This window comes from Kitasatospora phosalacinea, assembly GCF_030268885.1.
GTDB classification, from domain to species: domain Bacteria; phylum Actinomycetota; class Actinomycetes; order Streptomycetales; family Streptomycetaceae; genus Kitasatospora; species Kitasatospora phosalacinea_C.
Genome location: NZ_BSSA01000006.1, coordinates 204,290 through 220,126, shown reverse-complemented (window position 1 = coordinate 220,126; position 15,837 = coordinate 204,290). Strand labels below are relative to the sequence as shown.

At 75.8% G+C, this 15,837-nt stretch carries 12 protein-coding genes and 1 tRNA gene; 8 read left to right on the top strand and 5 right to left on the bottom strand.

All coding sequences use genetic code 11. From position 1 onward, the window contains the following. Nucleotides 1–32: 32 nt before the first annotated feature. The 6 genes from tmk to QSK52_RS11855 all read left to right on the top strand — a co-directional run bounded on the left by tmk (nucleotide 33) and on the right by QSK52_RS11855 (nucleotide 8,820). The gene (tmk, locus tag QSK52_RS11880) at nucleotides 33–3,206 is read left to right on the top strand and encodes a dTMP kinase (protein ID WP_285735937.1); all 3,174 of its coding nucleotides are present in this window, start codon (nucleotides 33–35) and stop codon (nucleotides 3,204–3,206) included. 193 nt (nucleotides 3,207–3,399) lie between these two features. Continuing rightward, nucleotides 3,400–4,605 (top strand): DNA polymerase III subunit delta', encoded by a 1,206-nt coding sequence (locus QSK52_RS11875; RefSeq protein WP_285735936.1) that lies wholly within the window; start codon nucleotides 3,400–3,402, stop codon nucleotides 4,603–4,605. A gap of 254 nt (nucleotides 4,606–4,859) precedes the next feature. Continuing rightward, complete coding sequence (locus QSK52_RS11870; protein ID WP_285735935.1) at nucleotides 4,860–5,972, top strand: alpha/beta hydrolase-fold protein; 1,113 nt, start codon at nucleotides 4,860–4,862, stop codon at nucleotides 5,970–5,972. A gap of 256 nt (nucleotides 5,973–6,228) precedes the next feature. Next, nucleotides 6,229–7,830 carry an alpha/beta hydrolase gene (locus QSK52_RS11865; protein WP_285735934.1) on the top strand — a complete coding sequence of 534 codons (1,602 nt, stop codon included), beginning with the start codon at nucleotides 6,229–6,231 and terminating at the stop codon, nucleotides 7,828–7,830. A 133-nt stretch (nucleotides 7,831–7,963) separates the two neighbouring features. Next, nucleotides 7,964–8,617, top strand: coding sequence for a leucine efflux protein LeuE (gene leuE / locus QSK52_RS11860; protein ID WP_285735933.1), 654 nt, complete (start codon nucleotides 7,964–7,966; stop codon nucleotides 8,615–8,617). A 129-nt stretch (nucleotides 8,618–8,746) separates the two neighbouring features. Continuing rightward, nucleotides 8,747–8,820: transfer RNA gene (locus QSK52_RS11855), tRNA-Thr, on the top strand. An 83-nt stretch (nucleotides 8,821–8,903) separates the two neighbouring features. On the opposite strand, the gene QSK52_RS11850 is transcribed toward QSK52_RS11855, so the two are convergent. Next, nucleotides 8,904–9,629, bottom strand: coding sequence for a response regulator transcription factor (locus QSK52_RS11850; protein ID WP_285735932.1), 726 nt, complete (start codon nucleotides 9,627–9,629; stop codon nucleotides 8,904–8,906). Nucleotides 9,630–9,970: 341 nt separating this feature from the next. After that, the gene (locus QSK52_RS11845; RefSeq protein WP_285736037.1) at nucleotides 9,971–10,300 is read right to left on the bottom strand and encodes a winged helix-turn-helix transcriptional regulator; all 330 of its coding nucleotides are present in this window, start codon (nucleotides 10,298–10,300) and stop codon (nucleotides 9,971–9,973) included. Nucleotides 10,301–10,578: 278 nt separating this feature from the next. Here QSK52_RS11845 and QSK52_RS11840 point away from each other — a divergent pair, with 278 nt between their 5' ends. Continuing rightward, nucleotides 10,579–12,063, top strand: coding sequence for an MFS transporter (locus QSK52_RS11840; RefSeq protein ID WP_285735931.1), 1,485 nt, complete (start codon nucleotides 10,579–10,581; stop codon nucleotides 12,061–12,063). Nucleotides 12,064–12,172: 109 nt separating this feature from the next. Here QSK52_RS11840 and QSK52_RS11835 read toward each other — a convergent pair whose 3' ends face one another. Next, nucleotides 12,173–12,793, bottom strand: a complete 621-nt coding sequence (locus QSK52_RS11835) for a TIGR03086 family metal-binding protein (protein WP_285735930.1) — start codon at nucleotides 12,791–12,793, stop codon at nucleotides 12,173–12,175. A 207-nt stretch (nucleotides 12,794–13,000) separates the two neighbouring features. Between QSK52_RS11835 and QSK52_RS11830 the strand changes: the two genes are divergently transcribed. Next, entirely contained in the window at nucleotides 13,001–13,846 is an 846-nt protein-coding gene (locus QSK52_RS11830; RefSeq protein WP_285735929.1) for an NAD(P)H-binding protein, read from the top strand. A 55-nt stretch (nucleotides 13,847–13,901) separates the two neighbouring features. Here QSK52_RS11830 and QSK52_RS11825 read toward each other — a convergent pair whose 3' ends face one another. Further along, nucleotides 13,902–14,819, bottom strand: coding sequence for an SDR family oxidoreductase (locus tag QSK52_RS11825; protein WP_285735928.1), 918 nt, complete (start codon nucleotides 14,817–14,819; stop codon nucleotides 13,902–13,904). 58 nt (nucleotides 14,820–14,877) lie between these two features. Then, nucleotides 14,878–15,783 carry an RNA polymerase sigma factor SigJ gene (sigJ, locus tag QSK52_RS11820; RefSeq protein WP_285735927.1) on the bottom strand — a complete coding sequence of 302 codons (906 nt, stop codon included), beginning with the start codon at nucleotides 15,781–15,783 and terminating at the stop codon, nucleotides 14,878–14,880. Nucleotides 15,784–15,837 lie beyond the last annotated feature (54 nt).

Below are 15,837 nucleotides of genomic sequence, written 5' to 3'. Positions count from 1 at the left end.
GGACGGGCACCCGCACTCGCTACGCTGACCGTATGACGAGCGAGGAGCTGCCCCCCACCGCACGCACCGCCGCCCCCGGCCTCCCCGAGGCCGCCCCCGCCGGGACGCCCGGCGAGCGGGCCCGTGCGCTGCTGAGGCTGCGGCCCTACCGGAAACTCTGGACCACCCAGCTGCTCGGCGGCACGGCCGACCGGCTGGCCGTCCTGGTGCTGGTGCCGCTCACCGTGGTCGCCGCCGCGCTCGGCGGCCAGTTCGGGCACGGCTACCGGGCGCTCGCGCTCGCCGTCGCCGCGCTGTTCGCGGCCCGGCTGTTCGCCACCGGCCTGGTCGGCGCGGTCCTGCTCGGCCCCGTCCACGCCCTGGTCGGCGGCAAGCTCGACCGCCGCTGGAGCCTGCTCGGCGCCGACCTGTTCCGCGCCCTGCTGATCGGCCTGGCCCCCTGGTGGGCCGTCTGGTCGCCCGGCTCGGCGACCTGGCTGCTGCTCGGCACCGCCTTCCTGGCCGGCGCCGCCGAACGGGTCTGGACCATCGGCAAGGCCGCCGCCGTCCCCGGCCTGCTGGCCGTCCCCGAGCAGCCCGGCCCGCCGTCCGCCGCCGCGCTGGACGCCGTCCGCACCCTCGACGCCCGGACCGGCTGGGCCGCCCTGCCGCTGGCCGCCGCCGGGCTGGTCGGCTTCACCCTGCTCAACAACGTGCTCGCCGCGCTCGGCCTGGAGTGGCTGCGCACGCACCAGCTCACCGTCGCCGGGCTCGGCGCCGCCGCGCTGTTCGTCACCAACGCCGCGCTGCTGTACCTCCAGGAGCTCCCGGCCGGGGCCGGCGCCGCGCCGCGCTCCCCGCTGCAGGGCCTGCGCGCCCCCACCGACGCCACGCCCGGTCCGTCCCTGAAGAAGGGCCGCACCGGCTCCGCCCCGTACTTCACCTTCTCGATCGCCGCCGCGTACGCCTCGATGGCCGGGGTCGCCGCGCTCGGCCTGCTCACCGCGGGCGAGCACCTGGCCGGGCCGATCGGCTACGGCCTGCTGGTGCTGGCCGCCGCGGGCGCCCCCGCGATCGGCGTCCGGCTCAGCCGGGCCACCCTGCCGGGCCTGTCCCGCCGCCGGCTGCTGGCCCTCGGCCTGGTCACCTCCGGCGTGGCGCTGATCCTGGCCGGGCTCGTCCTCGACTTCGTCCTGGTGCTGCTGCTCACCGTGCTGGCCGGGCTGGCCGCGGGCGTGGTCATCGCCACCGGACGCGGCCTGCTCGCCCAGGAGATCGAGGAGATCCGGCTCGGCAAGGTCACCGAACACCTGTACGCCGTCCTGCGGGCCGTCGTCGGCGCCGCCCTGGTCGGCATGCCGCTGCTGGCCGCCGCGTACGGGCAGGTCGCCCTCGGCGAGGTCGGCCGCGGCCACTTCACCTTCATCCACGACGGCGCCGCGCTCGCCGTCTCCACCGCCGGGCTGCTGACCCTGGTGCTGGCCGCCGTGGTGCTGCTCAAGACCGACGACCAGCGCGGCGTCGTCCCGTTCGGCCGCGAACTCGCCGGGGCCGTCCGCGGGCAGGCCGCGCTCGCCCCGCACCGGGCCGCCGGCAAGGGCTACTTCATCGCCCTGGAGGGCGGCGACGGGGCCGGCAAGTCCACCCAGGCGCAGGCCCTGGCCGAGTGGATCCGGGCCAAGGGCCACGAGGTCGTCCTCACCCGCGAGCCCGGCGGCTCCCCGATCGGGCAGCGGCTGCGCGCCCTCGTCCTGGACGTCGGCAACACCGGGCTCTCGCACCGGGCCGAGGCGCTGATCTACGCCGCCGACCGGGCCGAGCACGTCGAGAACGTCATCCGCCCCGCCCTGGAGCGCGGCGCGGTGGTCATCACCGACCGGTACATGGACTCCTCGATCGCCTACCAGGGCGCGGGCCGCGACCTCGCAGCCACCGAGGTCGCCCGGATCTCCCGCTGGGCCACCGGCGGGCTCGTCCCCGACCTGACGGTCGTCCTGGACGTCGACCCGACCGCCGCCCGGGACCGCTTCACCGAGGCGCTGGACCGGCTGGAGTCCGAGCCCACCGAGTTCCACCAGCGGGTCCGCTCCGGCTTCCTGGCGCTCGCCGCCGCCGACCCGGCCCGCTACCTGGTCGTCGACGGCACCCAGGCCCCCGCCGTCGTCACCACCGCGATCCGGCACCGGCTCGACCGCGAACTGCCGCTCTCCGACCAGGAGAAGGCCGCCAAGGCCGAGCAGGAGCGCAAGGCCCGCGAGGAGGCCGCCCGGCGCGCCGCCGAGGCCGAGGCCGCCCGCAAGGCCGCCGAGGAGGCCGAGCGCAAGCGCCTCGAACTGCTGGAGCAGCTGCGCGCCGAGCAGGCCGAGAAGGACCGGCTCGCCGCCGAGGAGGCCGCCCGCGCCGAGGCTGAAGCCGCCCGCAAGGCCGCCGAGGCCGCCCGGCGCGCCGCCGAGGCGGAGGCCGCGCGCCGCGCCGAGGAGGACGCGAAGCGGCGCGCCGAGGAGGCCGCCCGGGCCGAGGCGGCGGCGGAGGCGGCCCGCGAGGCCGCGGCCGAGGAGGCCGCCCGGGCCGAGTTCGCCCGCCAGCGCGAACTGCAGCGGGAGGAGCAGCGGCGGCGCGCCGAGGAGGCGCTGCAGCGGGCGGAGGCCACGCGGCGGGCCGCGGAGGCGGAGGCGGCGCTCGCGGCGGGGGCCGCTCCTGCCGGTGCGGCGGCCGACGAGACCGCGGTGCTGCCGAAGGTCGCGGGGGAGGCCGCGGGGACCGCGGAGGAGGGGGCGGACACGGAGACCACCCGCGAGCTGCCCAGGCCCGCGCCGGTCGCTCCGGCTGCTCCGGTCGCTCCGGCTGCTCCGGCGTCGGCCGCTCCGGCTGTTCCGGCTGTTCCGGCGTCGGCCGCTCCGGAGGCCGACGAGACCGCGGTGCTGCCGGTGGTCGAGGACGGGGGCCGGGGCGGGGACGTCGAGGAGACGGCCGTGCTGCCCAAGGCGGACGACCCGACCGCGCGGGTGCCCAGCGGCCTGTTCCGGGACGAGGACGACTCCGCGCGGACCCGCGAGCTGCGGCCCCGGCCGGAGTGGGCCGAGGAGACGCCGCTCGACGACCTGCCCAGCCTGACCGACAGCCTGCTCGGCTCCCGCGAGGAGTGGGCCCGCTGGGAGGCCGACGAGCCCGAGGGCGGGGCGGACCAGCAGCCGAAGAAGGGTGGCTGGCGGCGGCGCAAGGACTGACCGTCCGAGCAACGGACGGAGCGGCGCAGCACGTGCGGCGAGGCCGCGACGGGAGGCAGGCCACTGCCCGCGTCGCGGCCTCGTCGGCGTGCGGCCCCTGCTGCGGCGTCCGGGTGTCCCCGAGCTGTCCGCGGGCGGGGTTAGGCTCGGCGGGGCGGTGGCAGCAGGTGGCAGTGGTGACGAGGAGCGCGGCGTGAGTGTGTGGGACGACCTGGTGGGGCAGGACCGGGTGGTCGAGCAGCTGCAGGCGGCGGCGCGGGCGGCCCGGGCGAGCGTGCTGGCGGGCCGGAGGGAGGCCCCGGCGGGGAACGCCTCGCTGATGACGCACGCGTGGCTGTTCACCGGACCGCCCGGGGCCGGGCAGGTGACGGCGGCGCGGGCGTTCGCGGCGGCGCTGCAGTGCACCAGTCCGGACCTGGACCTGGGCGGCGTGCCGGGCTGCGGGTTCTGCGACGGGTGCCACACCGTGCTGTCGGGCAGCCACGCGGACGTGAAGCAGGTGCGCACCGACGGCCTGTCGATCGGCGTCGGCGACATGCGCGACCTGGTGCTGCGGGCGGCGAGCTACCCGACCGGCGGCCGCTGGTCGGTGATCCTGGTGGACGCCGCGCACCGGCTCACCGAGGCGGCGGCGAACGCGCTGCTGAAGGGCGTCGAGGAGCCCTCGCCGCGGACGGTGTGGCTGCTGTGCGCGCCCTCGGTGCAGGACGTGCTGCCGACGATCCGCTCGCGCTGCCGCCTGCTGGTGCTGCGCACGCCCGCCGCGGAGGCGGTCGCCGACATGCTGGTGCGGCGGGACGGGGTGGAGCCGGAGGCGGCCCGGGTGGCGGCGCTGGCCGGGCAGGGCGACATCGACCGCTCGCGGCGCCTCGCGGTGGACGAGCAGGCCCGGGCGCGCCGGGCCGAGGTGCTGCGGATCCCGCTGGAGGTGGCCGACCTGGGCGGCTGCCTGGCGGCCGCGCAGCGTCTGGTGGACACCGCGAAGGCGGACGCCGAGGCGCTGGCCGAGACCCAGGACGCCCGGGAGACCGAGGACCTGCGGGCCGCGTACGGCGCCGCGGAGGGCAGCCGGGCGCCGCGCGGCATGGCCGGGGCGGTGAAGGAGCTGGAGAAGCGGCAGAAGAGCCGGGCCACCCGGACCCGCCGCGAGACGCTGAACGTGGCGCTGGGCGACCTGCTGGGCTTCTACCGGGACGTGCTGGCCCTGCAACTGGGCGCGGGCGGGGCGCTGGCCAACGACGACCAGCGCCCGGCGCTGCAGCGGGTCGCGGGCCAGGGCGCGCCGGAGAACACGCTGCGCCGGATCGAGGCGGTACTGGCCTGCCGCCGGGCGCTGGAGCGGAACGTGGACCCGCTGCTGGCGGTGGAGGCGATGACGGTGGCGCTGCGGGCGGGCTGAGCGCTCCGGGGCCGGAGGGCTCGGATTCGGGGGGCTCGGGGCTCGGGGCCGGGGCTCGGGGCCGGGGCCGGGGCCGGGGCTCGGGGCTCCGGGTTCGAGGCCGGGGTTCGGGGCCGTCCGGCCGTCGCTCGTTCGAGTGAACGTGCGGAGACGCCCGTACCGCCCCGGGGCGAGTGGGCACCTGGTCTTGCACCCTGTGCACTGACCACGCGCCCGCGTCCGGCGGCCGGTCCTTCCCCGAGGTGGTGCGTCCCATGCCCCGTTCGCTCCTCGTCCTGTCGTTGCTGGTGGCGGTGGTGGCGGGCAGTTGGCTCGCCCGGTCGGCGATGGTGCGCTGGCGGGACCTGCGGGCCGCGCAGACGTACGAGCTGGCGGCGGAGGCGCGGCCGGTGCTGGTGCGGGCGTTCGCCGCGGCGCTGTGCCTGACGTGCGTGAGCGCGCTGGGGGTGGCGGTGCTGCTGGGGGAGCGCGGCGGGCGCGGGGCGGTGCGGGCGGCCGCGGCGGAGGCGGGCGGTGCGGACCGGGTGGCGCCCCCGCCGGTGCCCTCGGCGTCCGCTTCGTCCGCTCCTTCGGGTTCGGCTTCGGGTCCTGCTGCGGCCCCGGCCCCTGCTGCGGCTCCGGCGGTGGCGTTCGCGAGCGTGGGCCGGGCGGCGGGCGGGGAGTTGATGCAGGGTTCGGTGCCCGGGCCGGACGGGCGGTCGCGGACGGTGCGGGTGTGGCTGCCGGCCGAGTACGGGAAGAGCCCGGCGGAGCGGTTCCCGGTGATCGTGCTGCACTCCGGGACGCCCGGGCGGACCGCCGACGCCGACCTGCCGGACGTGTTCGACGGGGTGGCGTCGGCGGTGCAGCAGGGCAGGGCGCGCCCGTTCGTGGTGGTCGCCCCCGAGGCGCCCGGCGGCACCGGCCACCCCTGCGACCTGGTGGCGGCCGCCCCGCAGGCGGTCGCGGACGACGCGGCGCTGCGTTCGGCCGTCGGCACGGCCTTCCGCACCCTGCCGCCCGGCCCCGCGGGCTGGAGCGTCCTCGGCGTGGACGGCGGCGCCCCCTGCGCGGCGGCGGCCGGACTGGCCCGGCCCGACCTGTACGGGGCGGCCGCGGCGGTCTCCGGCCGGTACGACGCGCGGGCGCTGGTCGGGGCGGCGGCGGAGGCGCCCGGTGCGGTGACGGCACGGCTGCTGCTGGCCGCGGCGAAGCGCGACACGGACGGGCTGGCGTCCGGGCGGGCCGTGCAGACGGCGTTGCAGGGCGCCAAGTCGCGTGCCCAGGTGCGGACTTCGGAGGTGGTGCAGGACTACACGCCGGAGCGGGAGCGGCTGCGGCTGGTGCGGGTCGCGGTGCAGTACCTGGCGGAGGGCCTGGCCAAGTAGCGGCCGTTCGCCGGGGGGCGGGGTCGGGGCGTTGGGCGCGGGTGGTTCGGCGCGGGTGGTTCGGCGCGGGTGGTTCGGCGTGGGCCGGGGTTGGGCCGTTCGGCGTGGGCCGTGGTGCGATCGGCGGCGTGCCGGTCGGCCGGGCGGGGGGTGCGCGGAGCGGGTCGCCGGGCGTGGCGGTGCTGCCCGCTAGGCTCGGCCTCCCGGTGTCGGCCCCGGCTGCCGCGCCGTTTCCCAGGGGAGAGGACCCACCTTCATGAGAGTCGCCCGGAGCCGTCGGTCGGTGTCCGCCGCGCTGGCCGCCGCCCTGTCGCTGCTGCTGGCGGGCTGTAGCTCCGGGCACCCGACCTCGTCCGGCACCCCGTCCGGCAGCCCGGACAGCTCCACCGACAGCGTGGCGACCGGCGCGCCCCCGTCCGGGGCCACCCCGCTGGAGCCGCTGCCGGTCGAGCGACCGGCGGGCCTCGACCCGTACTACGCGCAGAAGTTGGGCTGGCGGGCGTGCGACTCCGGTTTCGAGTGCGCGACCTTCAAGGTGCCGCTGGACTACGCGCACCCGGGTGGGCGGGACGTGGAGCTGTCGGTGGTGCGCAAGCCCGCGGGCGACCCGGCGCACCGGATCGGTTCGCTGCTGCTCAACCCGGGCGGCCCGGGCGGGTCGGCGGTCGACTACCTGGAGCGGGTCGCGGCGCGCTACGACGCGGGGGTGCGCTCCGACTACGACCTGGTGGGCTTCGACCCGCGCGGGGTCGGGCGTTCGGCCCCGATCACCTGCCTGTCCGGCGACCGGATGGACGCGTACACCACCGTCGACCTCACCCCCGACGACCAGGGCGAGATCGACGCGGTGGTGACCGCCGACAAGGAGTTCGCGGCCGGCTGCCGGGCGGAGGCGGGCGACCTGCTGGGCCACGTCTCCACCGTGGAGGCGGCCCGCGACATGGACGTGCTGCGGGAACTGGTCGGCGACCGGAAGCTCAACTACGTCGGCAAGTCGTACGGCACCTTCCTCGGCGCGACGTACGCGGGCCTGTTCCCGAGCCGGGTCGGCAAGGTCGTCCTGGACGGGGCGATGGACCCCTCGCTGGACGCCGCCGCCGGCAACCTCACCCAGGCGGGTGGTTTCGAGACCGCCTGGACGGCGTTCGCCAAGGACTGCGTCAAGCGCGACGACTGCCCCGTCGGGCGCAGCGTCGAGGAGGCCGGGAAGAAGCTCACCGCGCTGTTCGCGCAACTCGACGCGAAGCCGCTGCCCACCGAGCAGAACCGCCCGCTGACCGAGCCCCAGGCGCTCACCGGCGTCGCCGAGGCGATGTACGCCGAGTCGCTCTGGTCCTACCTGCGCGAGGCGCTGACCACCGCGCAGGCGGGCGACGGCAGCGGGCTGCTCAAGCTCGCCGACAGCTACTACGGGCGCAACGGCGACGGTAGCTACGACAACCTGATGTACGCCAACTCGGCGGTCAACTGCCTCGACCTGCCCGCCCCGTTCGCCGACCCGGCCGCGGTCGCCGCGGCCGTCCCCGCCTTCGAGAAGGCCGCCCCGCACTTCGGTCGCAACATGGCCTGGATGGCGCTCAGCTGCGCGTACTGGCCCGACAAGGCCACCGGCGCCCCGCACACCGTGCGCGCCGCCGGGTCCGACCCGATCGTGGTCGTCGGCACCACCCGGGACCCGGCCACCCCGTACGCCTGGGCGAAGTCGCTGGCCGGGCAGTTGGAGGCCGGGCGGCTGCTCACCTACGAGGGCGACGGGCACACCGCGTACCAGCGGCAGAACGCGTGCATCGACAACGCGATCAACGACTACCTGCTCGGTGGGCAGGCGCCCGCGAACGGGAAGGTCTGCAAGGACTGATCCGGCCGGTCCGGGGGCCGGTGGGTGGCCGGGGCGGGTGACCGACAGGAGCATTTCGGGTCGACGGGGCTGGCGGATAGCATGGCGCAGCCCTCGCGGCGTCCCCCCGCCTGCCCGCTCCCTGGAGACCGAAGTGCTCGGAGTCCACGACCTGGCCACCTACGTCCTCGGCGCACTGGCCATCGTCCTGCTGCCCGGACCCAACTCCCTCTACGTGCTCTCCGTCGCCGCCCGCCGGGGCGTCCGCACCGGCTACCGCGCGGCCTGCGGCGTCTTCCTCGGCGACCTCGTCCTGATCAGCCTCACCTCCCTCGGCGCGGCCTCCCTGCTCCGGGCCAACCCCGCGGTCTTCGCCGTGGTCAAGTTCGGCGGCGCCGCCTACCTGCTGTGGATCGGCTACGGCATGCTGCGGGCGGCCCGCCAGATGTGGCGCGAACGCGCCCTGGTCGAGGCCCCCGCCGCCGAGGACGCCGCCGCGACGGCCGGTGAGCGGCCGTTCCGGCGCGCACTGATGATCAGCCTCTTCAACCCCAAGGCGATCCTCTTCCTGCTCTCCTTCTTCACCCAGTTCGTCGACCCCTCCTACGGCGCCCCGGTCCTCTCCTTCGCCCTCCTCGGCGGCGTCCTGCAGGTCTTCTCCTTCCTCTACCTCTCCCTGCTGATCTTCACCGGCACCACGCTCGCCAATGCCTTCCGCCGCCGCAAGCGCCTCTCCGCCGGCCTCACCTCCTCCGTCGCCGTCCTCTTCGCCGGCTTCGCCGCCAAGCTCGCCGTCTCCTCCGCCTGACCCGCCCGCCGCGCCCTCCCGTCTGCACCGGCCCGGCCACCGCGTACGGATCACCCCCGGAAACTGTGTAGACTGGCGCGCGTTGCCGATGCGACCCTTGCCCTCACGGGCCGGGTCACCGGCAGCGGTGCCGCCTTAGCTCAGTTGGCCAGAGCAACGCACTCGTAATGCGTAGGTCATGGGTTCGAATCCCATAGGCGGCTCAGTGAAGGCCCAGATCGGATGGTTTCCGGTCTGGGCCTTTGGGTTTTCTGCGGCTTGCGGGGGCGGGCTGGGCCGGGCCGGGTCAGGGGGCGGGGTGGCCGAGGCGGAAGCCGATGCCGCGGATGGTGATGATCCAGGTGGGGCCGAGTTTGGCGCGCAGGGTGCTGACGTGGGTGTCGACGGTGCGGCCGCGGGGGGACCAGGTGTCGGACCAGACGCGGGCCATGATCTGGGGGCGGGGGAGGACGGTGCCGGGGTGGGTGGCGAGGAGGTGGAGGAGGTCGAACTCCTTGCGGGTGAGGTCGATCCGGGTGCCGTGCAGGGTGGTGAGGCGGGCGCCGGGGTCGATCCGGAGGGGGCCGTGGGTGAGGACGGAGCGGGGGGAGGGGTGGGGGTGGGTGCGGCGCAGGACGGCGTCCATCCGGGCCAGGAGTTCGCGGAAGCCGTAGGGCTTGACCAGGTAGTCGTCCGAGCCGGCCTGCAGGCCGAGGACGCGGTCGAGTTCGGAGCTGCGGGCGGTGACGGTGATGATCGGGGTGTCGCTGACCGCGCGGATGCCGCGGCAGACCTCCAGGCCGTCGAGGTCGGGCAGGTCGAGGTCGAGCAGGACCAGGTCGGCGGTGGGGTGGTCGCGCAGGGCCGCGGCCCCGGTGGTCACGCTGCGGGCGGCGTAGCCCTGGCGGGCCAGGGCCTGCAGCAGGGGTGCGGCGGCGCGGGGGTCGCCCTCGACGAGCAGGACGCGTAGGGCCCGGGCGCCGCGGTGCGGTGCGGGCGGGGGGTCGAGCAGCTGTGCGGCGGGCCGGTTCATCTGTCCCCCTCGGGCGCGCTCCGGTCGGTACGGGCGGGTCGTGTCGACGGGGTCGGGCGCGCACCTGGCGAGGATAGCAAACAGACTTGTCTGGTTGTTAGTGGGTTATGGGGTGGTTGGCTGGGGCCGAATGGGTGAGTTGGTGAGATTTGGGGTGGTTTAGAAGCGTGTAGGTCTGGATGTTTTGGTGCGGCGCGTCAGGGCCTGGCCAGGGGCGTCAGGGATTGCTCCGCGGATTGTCAGGGGTGTGGAAAGCCGCTGTCCGGCCGGGGCGGCGGGCCCGCATCCTCGGGTGGCGGGCAGTACGGAAGGAGAAGTGGACGGGCCCGCCCCGGGGCGGGTCAGCCGTCGGCCGCGTCGAAGGCGGCGCGGGCGTGCTCGACCTCGGGCAGGTGCTCCTCCGACCAGTCGGTGAGGGCGGCGAACAGCGGGGCCAGGCTGAGGCCCAGTTCGCTGATCTCGTACTCGACCCGGGGTGGCACCTCCGGGTGGTAGGTGCGCACCACCAGGCCGTCGCGCTCCAGTTGGCGCAGGCGCTGGGTGAGCACCTTCGCGGTGATGGCGCCGACGTTCCGGTTCAGCTCGACGAAGCGCTGCCGGCCGAAGCGGTTCAGCGTCCACAGGATCGGCGTCGTCCAGCGGCTGAACACGATGTCGAGCACCGGCGTGATCGGGCAGGCCTGCGGGCCGCCGTTGCCCGGACCGCCGTCACCCGGGGCGCCGTTGCCCGGGGTGCTGTTGCTGCGGGTGTCGTCGTCCCGCGTGTCGTCGTTCGGCGTGCCGTGCCCGGCGGGGGCCCGGTTCGTCGTGGGTCGGCCCGGTGCGGCCATCGCGTCCACCCTCTCGTCAGTCGCTTTCTTCTAGGTACCCACTGTATCGGGGGTGCTAGCTTTCCAAAAGCTAGCGACCCGGCTCCGTTCTCCGCACCACCACGACCTCCAGGAGTGAGATGTCCGTGCAAGACACGCTGCGCGCCCCGGTCGCCGCCCCCGCGGCCGGACCTGTCCGACGCCCCGGCCTGATCCTGGCCTTCCTGTGCCTGGCCGGTTTCATGACCTTCCTCGACGTCTCGATCGTCAACGTCGCCCTGCCCACCATCGAGCACGAACTGGGCATCTCCCAGACCACCTTGGAGTACGTGGTCACCACCTACGGCATGGTGCTCGGCGGCTTCCTGCTGCTGGCCGGCCGACTGGCCGACACCCTCGGGCGGCGCCGGATGCTGCAGACCGGGCTGGTCCTGTTCGCCGCGGCCTCGCTGGTCGCGGGCCTCGGCCGCAACGCCTGGGAGCTGATCGCCGCCCGCGGTGCGCAGGGCCTGGGTGCCGCGTTCATCGCCACCGCCGCGCTCGCCCTGCTCAGCGGCAACTTCGCGGAGGGCGCCGAGCGCAACCGGGCGCTCGGCGCCTGGGGTGCGCTGTCCGGGCTGGCGGCGGTGGTCGGGGTGACCCTCGGCGGGGTGCTCACCGACGGCCCCGGCTGGCGCTGGATCTTCTTCATCAACGTGCCGATCGGCCTGCTCGGCGCGGTGCTGGCCCCCCGGGTGGTCGGCGAGAGCCGCTCCGCCGACCGCGGCCGCGGCTTCGACGTGGCCGGTGCCGTCTCGCTCACCGCCGCCCTGGTGCTGCTGATCTTCACGCTCGGCCAGACCGTCTCCGACGGCGAACTCCCCTACGCCCGGATCTACGGCGGGGCCGCGCTGGTGGTGCTGCTGCTGGTGGCCTTCGTGCTGGTCGAGCGGCGCAGCGCGAACCCGCTGGTCCCGTTCTCGGTCTTCCGCCGCAAGTCGCTGCGCGCCGCGAACGTGGTTGCGGTGCTGCTGCTCGGCACCTGCGTGACGCTGTTCTTCTTCGCCTCGCTGTTCCTGCAGCAGGTGCTGGAGTACTCCGCGGTCCGCACCGGCTTCGCGTACGTGCCGCTCGCGGTGCTGACCGCGGTCGGGGCGGGCGCCGCCTCCCAGCTGGTCACCAAGGTCGCCGCCAAGCCGGTGCTGCTGGTCGGCCTGGCGTTGGCCGCCGCGGGCATGCTGCTGCTGTGGCGCGTCCCGGCGGACGCCTCGTACCTCACCGACGTGCTGCCCGCCTTCGTGCTGATGGGGCTGGGACTGGGCGCCTCGTTCGTGCCGGTGCAGGTCTCGGCGTTCGCGGGGAGCACCGAGGAGGAGTCCGGGCTGGCGGCCGGGCTGATCAACACGGCGCAGGAGGTCGGTGGTGCGCTGGGCCTCGCCGTCGCCGCCACCTGGGCGTTCCGGCGGGTCGCCGAGCTCACCGAACGGGCGCACGGCGTACCGGAGTTGGTGCTGCAGGCGCGTACCGAAGTGTTCCACGACGCGTTCCTGGTCGGCGGGGTGTTCGCCGGGGCGGCCTTCCTGGTGGCCCTGGTGCTGCTGCCGCTCACCAGGGCCACCGGCGAGCCGCCGGTGCCGCGCGGCTGACGGTTCGGTCGCCGGGCGTGCGGCCGGCGGGTCGGCCGCGGGAGGCGGGCAGTGCGGCGCGGGGCCGTCGGACCGGTGGTCCGACGGCCCCGCGCGGGTGGGGCGGGCGTCAGGGACGGCGCCCGTACCAGCCGACCAGGCGGTCGATCGCGGGTGCGTCGGCGGGCACCGGGACGACCGGCCCGTACGGCACCTGCCCGCCGCGCGGCTCGGCCGGGACGGCGCGCTCCATCACCGCGAGCGGGCCCGCCAGTGCCTCGGCGGGCCAGTCGACGGGGCGGCCGGTGGCCCGTGCGAGGTCCCAGGCGTGCAGCACCAGCTCGTTGGTCCAGATCACCGCGGCGACCGCGCCCGGGACGGCCCCCCACGGCAGCGCGATGCTCCGGCCCAGTACGGCCGGGTCGTCCCAGGCCGCGCGGAACCCGGCGCCGGCGGTCTCCCAGGCGGCGGCCCACCCGCCGTCCGGGACGTCGTCGGCGAGGTGCGGCACCGCCGCGAACGGGCCGCCGCCCGCCATCACGGTGCTGCGGCGGAGCACCGCGACGACGTGGTTGGCCAGGTCGCGGACGGTGTAGTCGGGGCACGGGGTGGCCAGGCCGTACTGGTCCGGGCGGAGGTCGGCGAGGACCTCGCCGAGGACCTCGGCCGCGGCGTGGAAGCCCGGGCGGGGGTCGGTGGGGGGAAGGGCGGGTGCGGTGGGGGGAAGGGTGGGTGCGGTGGTTTCGGTCATGGGGCCAGCCTGCGGGGCGCTCCGGCGGGCGGCCGGGGACTTTGCAGAACCCTGTAGAAGAACCGGCAGACCTGTCGGATCCGGGGCGGAACAAGGGGTCGGTTTCCTCTAGGTACCTAATATCTTTGTGATGCTAGCGTCGTGGACGTAGCCGAAAGGGCTTCCGTGGAAAGGGACTTGAGTCCCACTGGATCGAGGAGCACGCTCATGATCGTCGTCACCGGAGCCACCGGGAACGTCGGCCGTCCACTGGTCTCCCTGCTCGCCGGAGCGGGCGAGCAGGTCACCGCGGTCTCCCGCCGCGCACCGTCCGACGGCTTGCCCGCCGGGGTCACCCACGCGGTCGCCGACCTCGCGGACTTCGCCGGCCTCGGCCCCGTGCTGAAGGGGGCGGACGCGCTGTTCCTGCTGCTGGCCGGGGAGCTCAACGGCCCCGGCGCCCCCGCGGCGGAACTGTTCGACCTCGCGAGGGGGTCCGGCGTCCGGCGGGTCGTCCTGCTCTCCTCGCAGATCAACGGAACCCGGCCGGACGCGCCCTCGCACGCCCGGCTCCGCGAGTTCGAACGGGCGCTGCAGCTCAGCGGGTTGGAGTACACCGTGCTGCGCGCCGGGGGGTTCGCCTCCAACGCGTACGCCTGGGCGGAGGGCGTTCGGACGCGCCGCACCGTGCACGCGCCGTTCGCGGACGTCGCCCTGCCGGTCGTCGACCCGGCGGACCTGGCGGCGGTCGCCGCGGCCGCGCTCCGCGAGGACGGGCACCGCGGGCAGGTGTACGTCCTCACCGGCCCGGAGGCGATCACGCCCCGCCGCCAGGCGGCCGTGCTCGGTGAAGTCCTGGGCGAGACGGTCGAGTTCGTGGAGCTCGGCCGCGAGCAGGCCCGTGCCCACCTGGCCCACTTCATGCCCGAGGAGGTCATCGACGGCACCCTCGACATCCTCGGCACGCCGCTGCCCGAGGAGCAGCGGCCCAGCGCCGACGTCGAACGCCTCCTCGGCCGCCCGGCCCGGAGCTTCGCGGACTGGGCGCGGGACGCGCGAGGGGCGTTCCAGTAGGGCGGCCCCGCGGTGAACGAGGAGGGTGGGGCGGCGGGGCGGCGGCCCCGGTGCCTCACCGCTCCGCGAGGTACTCCGCCCAGGTGCGGCTGCCGTACGCGTTCTGCGGGGCGGTGAGGGCGCCCGCGCGCAGGGCGCGGCCGGCCCGGCCGGGGAGGTGGACGGGGAGGACCCGGCGGTGGCGGCCCTCGGCGCGGAGCCAGTCGGCGGCGAGGTCGGTGGCGGGGCGGGTCTCGGGCCCGGCGAAGTCGGGGGCGTGGCCGACCGGGTCGCCCAGGGCCAGCTCGACCAGGCGGGCGGCGACCTCGGCGGGGTGGACGGGCTGGACGGGGGTGCGGGAGACCATGGGGAGGAGGGGGAGCTTGGCGAGGGAGCCGAGCATGCCGTCGAGGAGCTGGGGGAACTGGGTGGCGCGCAGGTTGGTCCAGCCCAGGCCGGACGCGGCGAGGAGTTCTTCGCCCCGGAGTTTGATCCGGTAGTAGCGCATCGGGATCCGGTCGACGCCGACGATCGAGATGTTGACCAGGTGCCGGACCCCGGCTCGCCGGGCGGCGTCCACCAGGTGGCGGAAGGCGGGCAGGTCGTTCCCGGGGTGGCGCGGGTCGCTCGCGCAGTGGATCACCGTGTCGATGCCGGTGAGCGCCTCGTCCAGGCCGGTGCCGGTGGTGAGGTCGCCGGTGTGCCAGTGGGGAGCGGGGGTGGTGGCGGGATCGGCGGTGGCGGGATCGGTGCTGTCGGGGGTGGGAGTGTCGGAGGCAGGAGTGTCGAGAGCGGGGGTGTCGGGGGCGGGGGTGTCGGGGGCGGCGGTGGGGAAGGCGGCGCGGCGGGTGAGGGCGTGGACGGGGCTGCCGGTGCTGCGGGCGTGGCGCAGCACCTCGCGGCCGAGGACGCCGGTCGCGCCGGTCACCAGCAGGGGGAGCCGGGGGAGTCGGGGGAGGTCGTGGTGACCGGGGAGGTCGGTGCGGTCGTTCATGGTCCGGTTCCTTCCGGGGAGGGAGCGAGGGGTGCTCTCCCCGGAAAGAACCGGACGGTCAGCCGTTCTGTGACAGCGTGCGGTGCCGGTGCGCGTAGTGGGCGAGTTTGTCCGGGTTGCGCAGGATCCGGATGTCGGTGACGCCGTCGGGGCCGACGTCCACCATGCCGACGGAGGTGAGCTCCTCACCCTCCCAACCGAGCAGGGCGGGGGCGCCGTTGGCCTCGGCGAGCTCGAACCGGACGCCGTCCGTGAAGCGTTCGAACAGGCCGGCCAGGAAGCGGGCGGCGTTGACCCGGCCGTGCACCGGCCGGAGCGCGGCGCGGACCTTGCCGCCACCGTCCGCCCACACCACGACCTGTGCGGCGAGGAGCTGTTCGAGCTGCTCCAGCGCCCCCTCCGAGGCGGCCTGCAGGAAGCGGCCGAGCAGGGCGGCGTTCTGCTCGGCGTCGACGGTGCCGGGGCGCGGGGCCTCCTCGGCGAGGCGCTTGCGGCCGCGGTGGTGGAGCTGGCGGGCGGCGGCCTCGGTGCAGTCCAGGACGCCCGCGACCTCCCGGTGGCTGTAGCCGAACGCATCGCGCAGGACGACGGCGGCGCGCTCGGGCGGGGAGAGCCGCTCCATCATGGTGAGCACCGCGAAGGACACCGCCTCGCGCTGCTCGGCCCGCTCCATCGGCCCGAGCGCTCCGCTCGCCACCGGCTCCGGCAGCCACGTTCCCGGGTACTCCTCGCGCCGGGCCCGGGCCGAGGTGAGCCGGTTCAGGCACAGGTTGGTGACCACCTTGTTCAGCCAGGGCCCGGGCGCGGCGACCTGCCCCGGCTCGGTGCCGTGCCAGCGCAGGTACGCGTCCTGCACGGCGTCCTCCGCCTCGGCGGCCGACCCGAGCATCCGGTACGCCAGCGAGAACAGCCGCTGCCGGTGGCTCTCGAACTCCCGTACCGCTTCGTCCCGTTCCCCGTCCATGGCTCCACGCTAGAGCACCTCACCGGCCTTGCCGCGGCGGGTCCGGTGGGCCCG

Coding starts and splice junctions, on each gene's coding strand:
- QSK52_RS11825 (WP_285735928.1), bottom strand. CDS start 14,819: ATGAACGACCGCACCGACCTCCCCGGTCACCACGACCTCCCCCGACTC.
- QSK52_RS11835 (WP_285735930.1), bottom strand. CDS start 12,793: ATGACCGAAACCACCGCACCCACCCTTCCCCCCACCGCACCCGCCCTT.
- sigJ (WP_285735927.1), bottom strand. CDS start 15,783: ATGGACGGGGAACGGGACGAAGCGGTACGGGAGTTCGAGAGCCACCGG.
- QSK52_RS11850 (WP_285735932.1), bottom strand. CDS start 9,629: ATGAACCGGCCCGCCGCACAGCTGCTCGACCCCCCGCCCGCACCGCAC.
- tmk (WP_285735937.1), top strand. CDS start 33: ATGACGAGCGAGGAGCTGCCCCCCACCGCACGCACCGCCGCCCCCGGC.
- QSK52_RS11865 (WP_285735934.1), top strand. CDS start 6,229: ATGAGAGTCGCCCGGAGCCGTCGGTCGGTGTCCGCCGCGCTGGCCGCC.
- QSK52_RS11830 (WP_285735929.1), top strand. CDS start 13,001: ATGATCGTCGTCACCGGAGCCACCGGGAACGTCGGCCGTCCACTGGTC.
- QSK52_RS11870 (WP_285735935.1), top strand. CDS start 4,860: ATGCCCCGTTCGCTCCTCGTCCTGTCGTTGCTGGTGGCGGTGGTGGCG.
- QSK52_RS11840 (WP_285735931.1), top strand. CDS start 10,579: ATGTCCGTGCAAGACACGCTGCGCGCCCCGGTCGCCGCCCCCGCGGCC.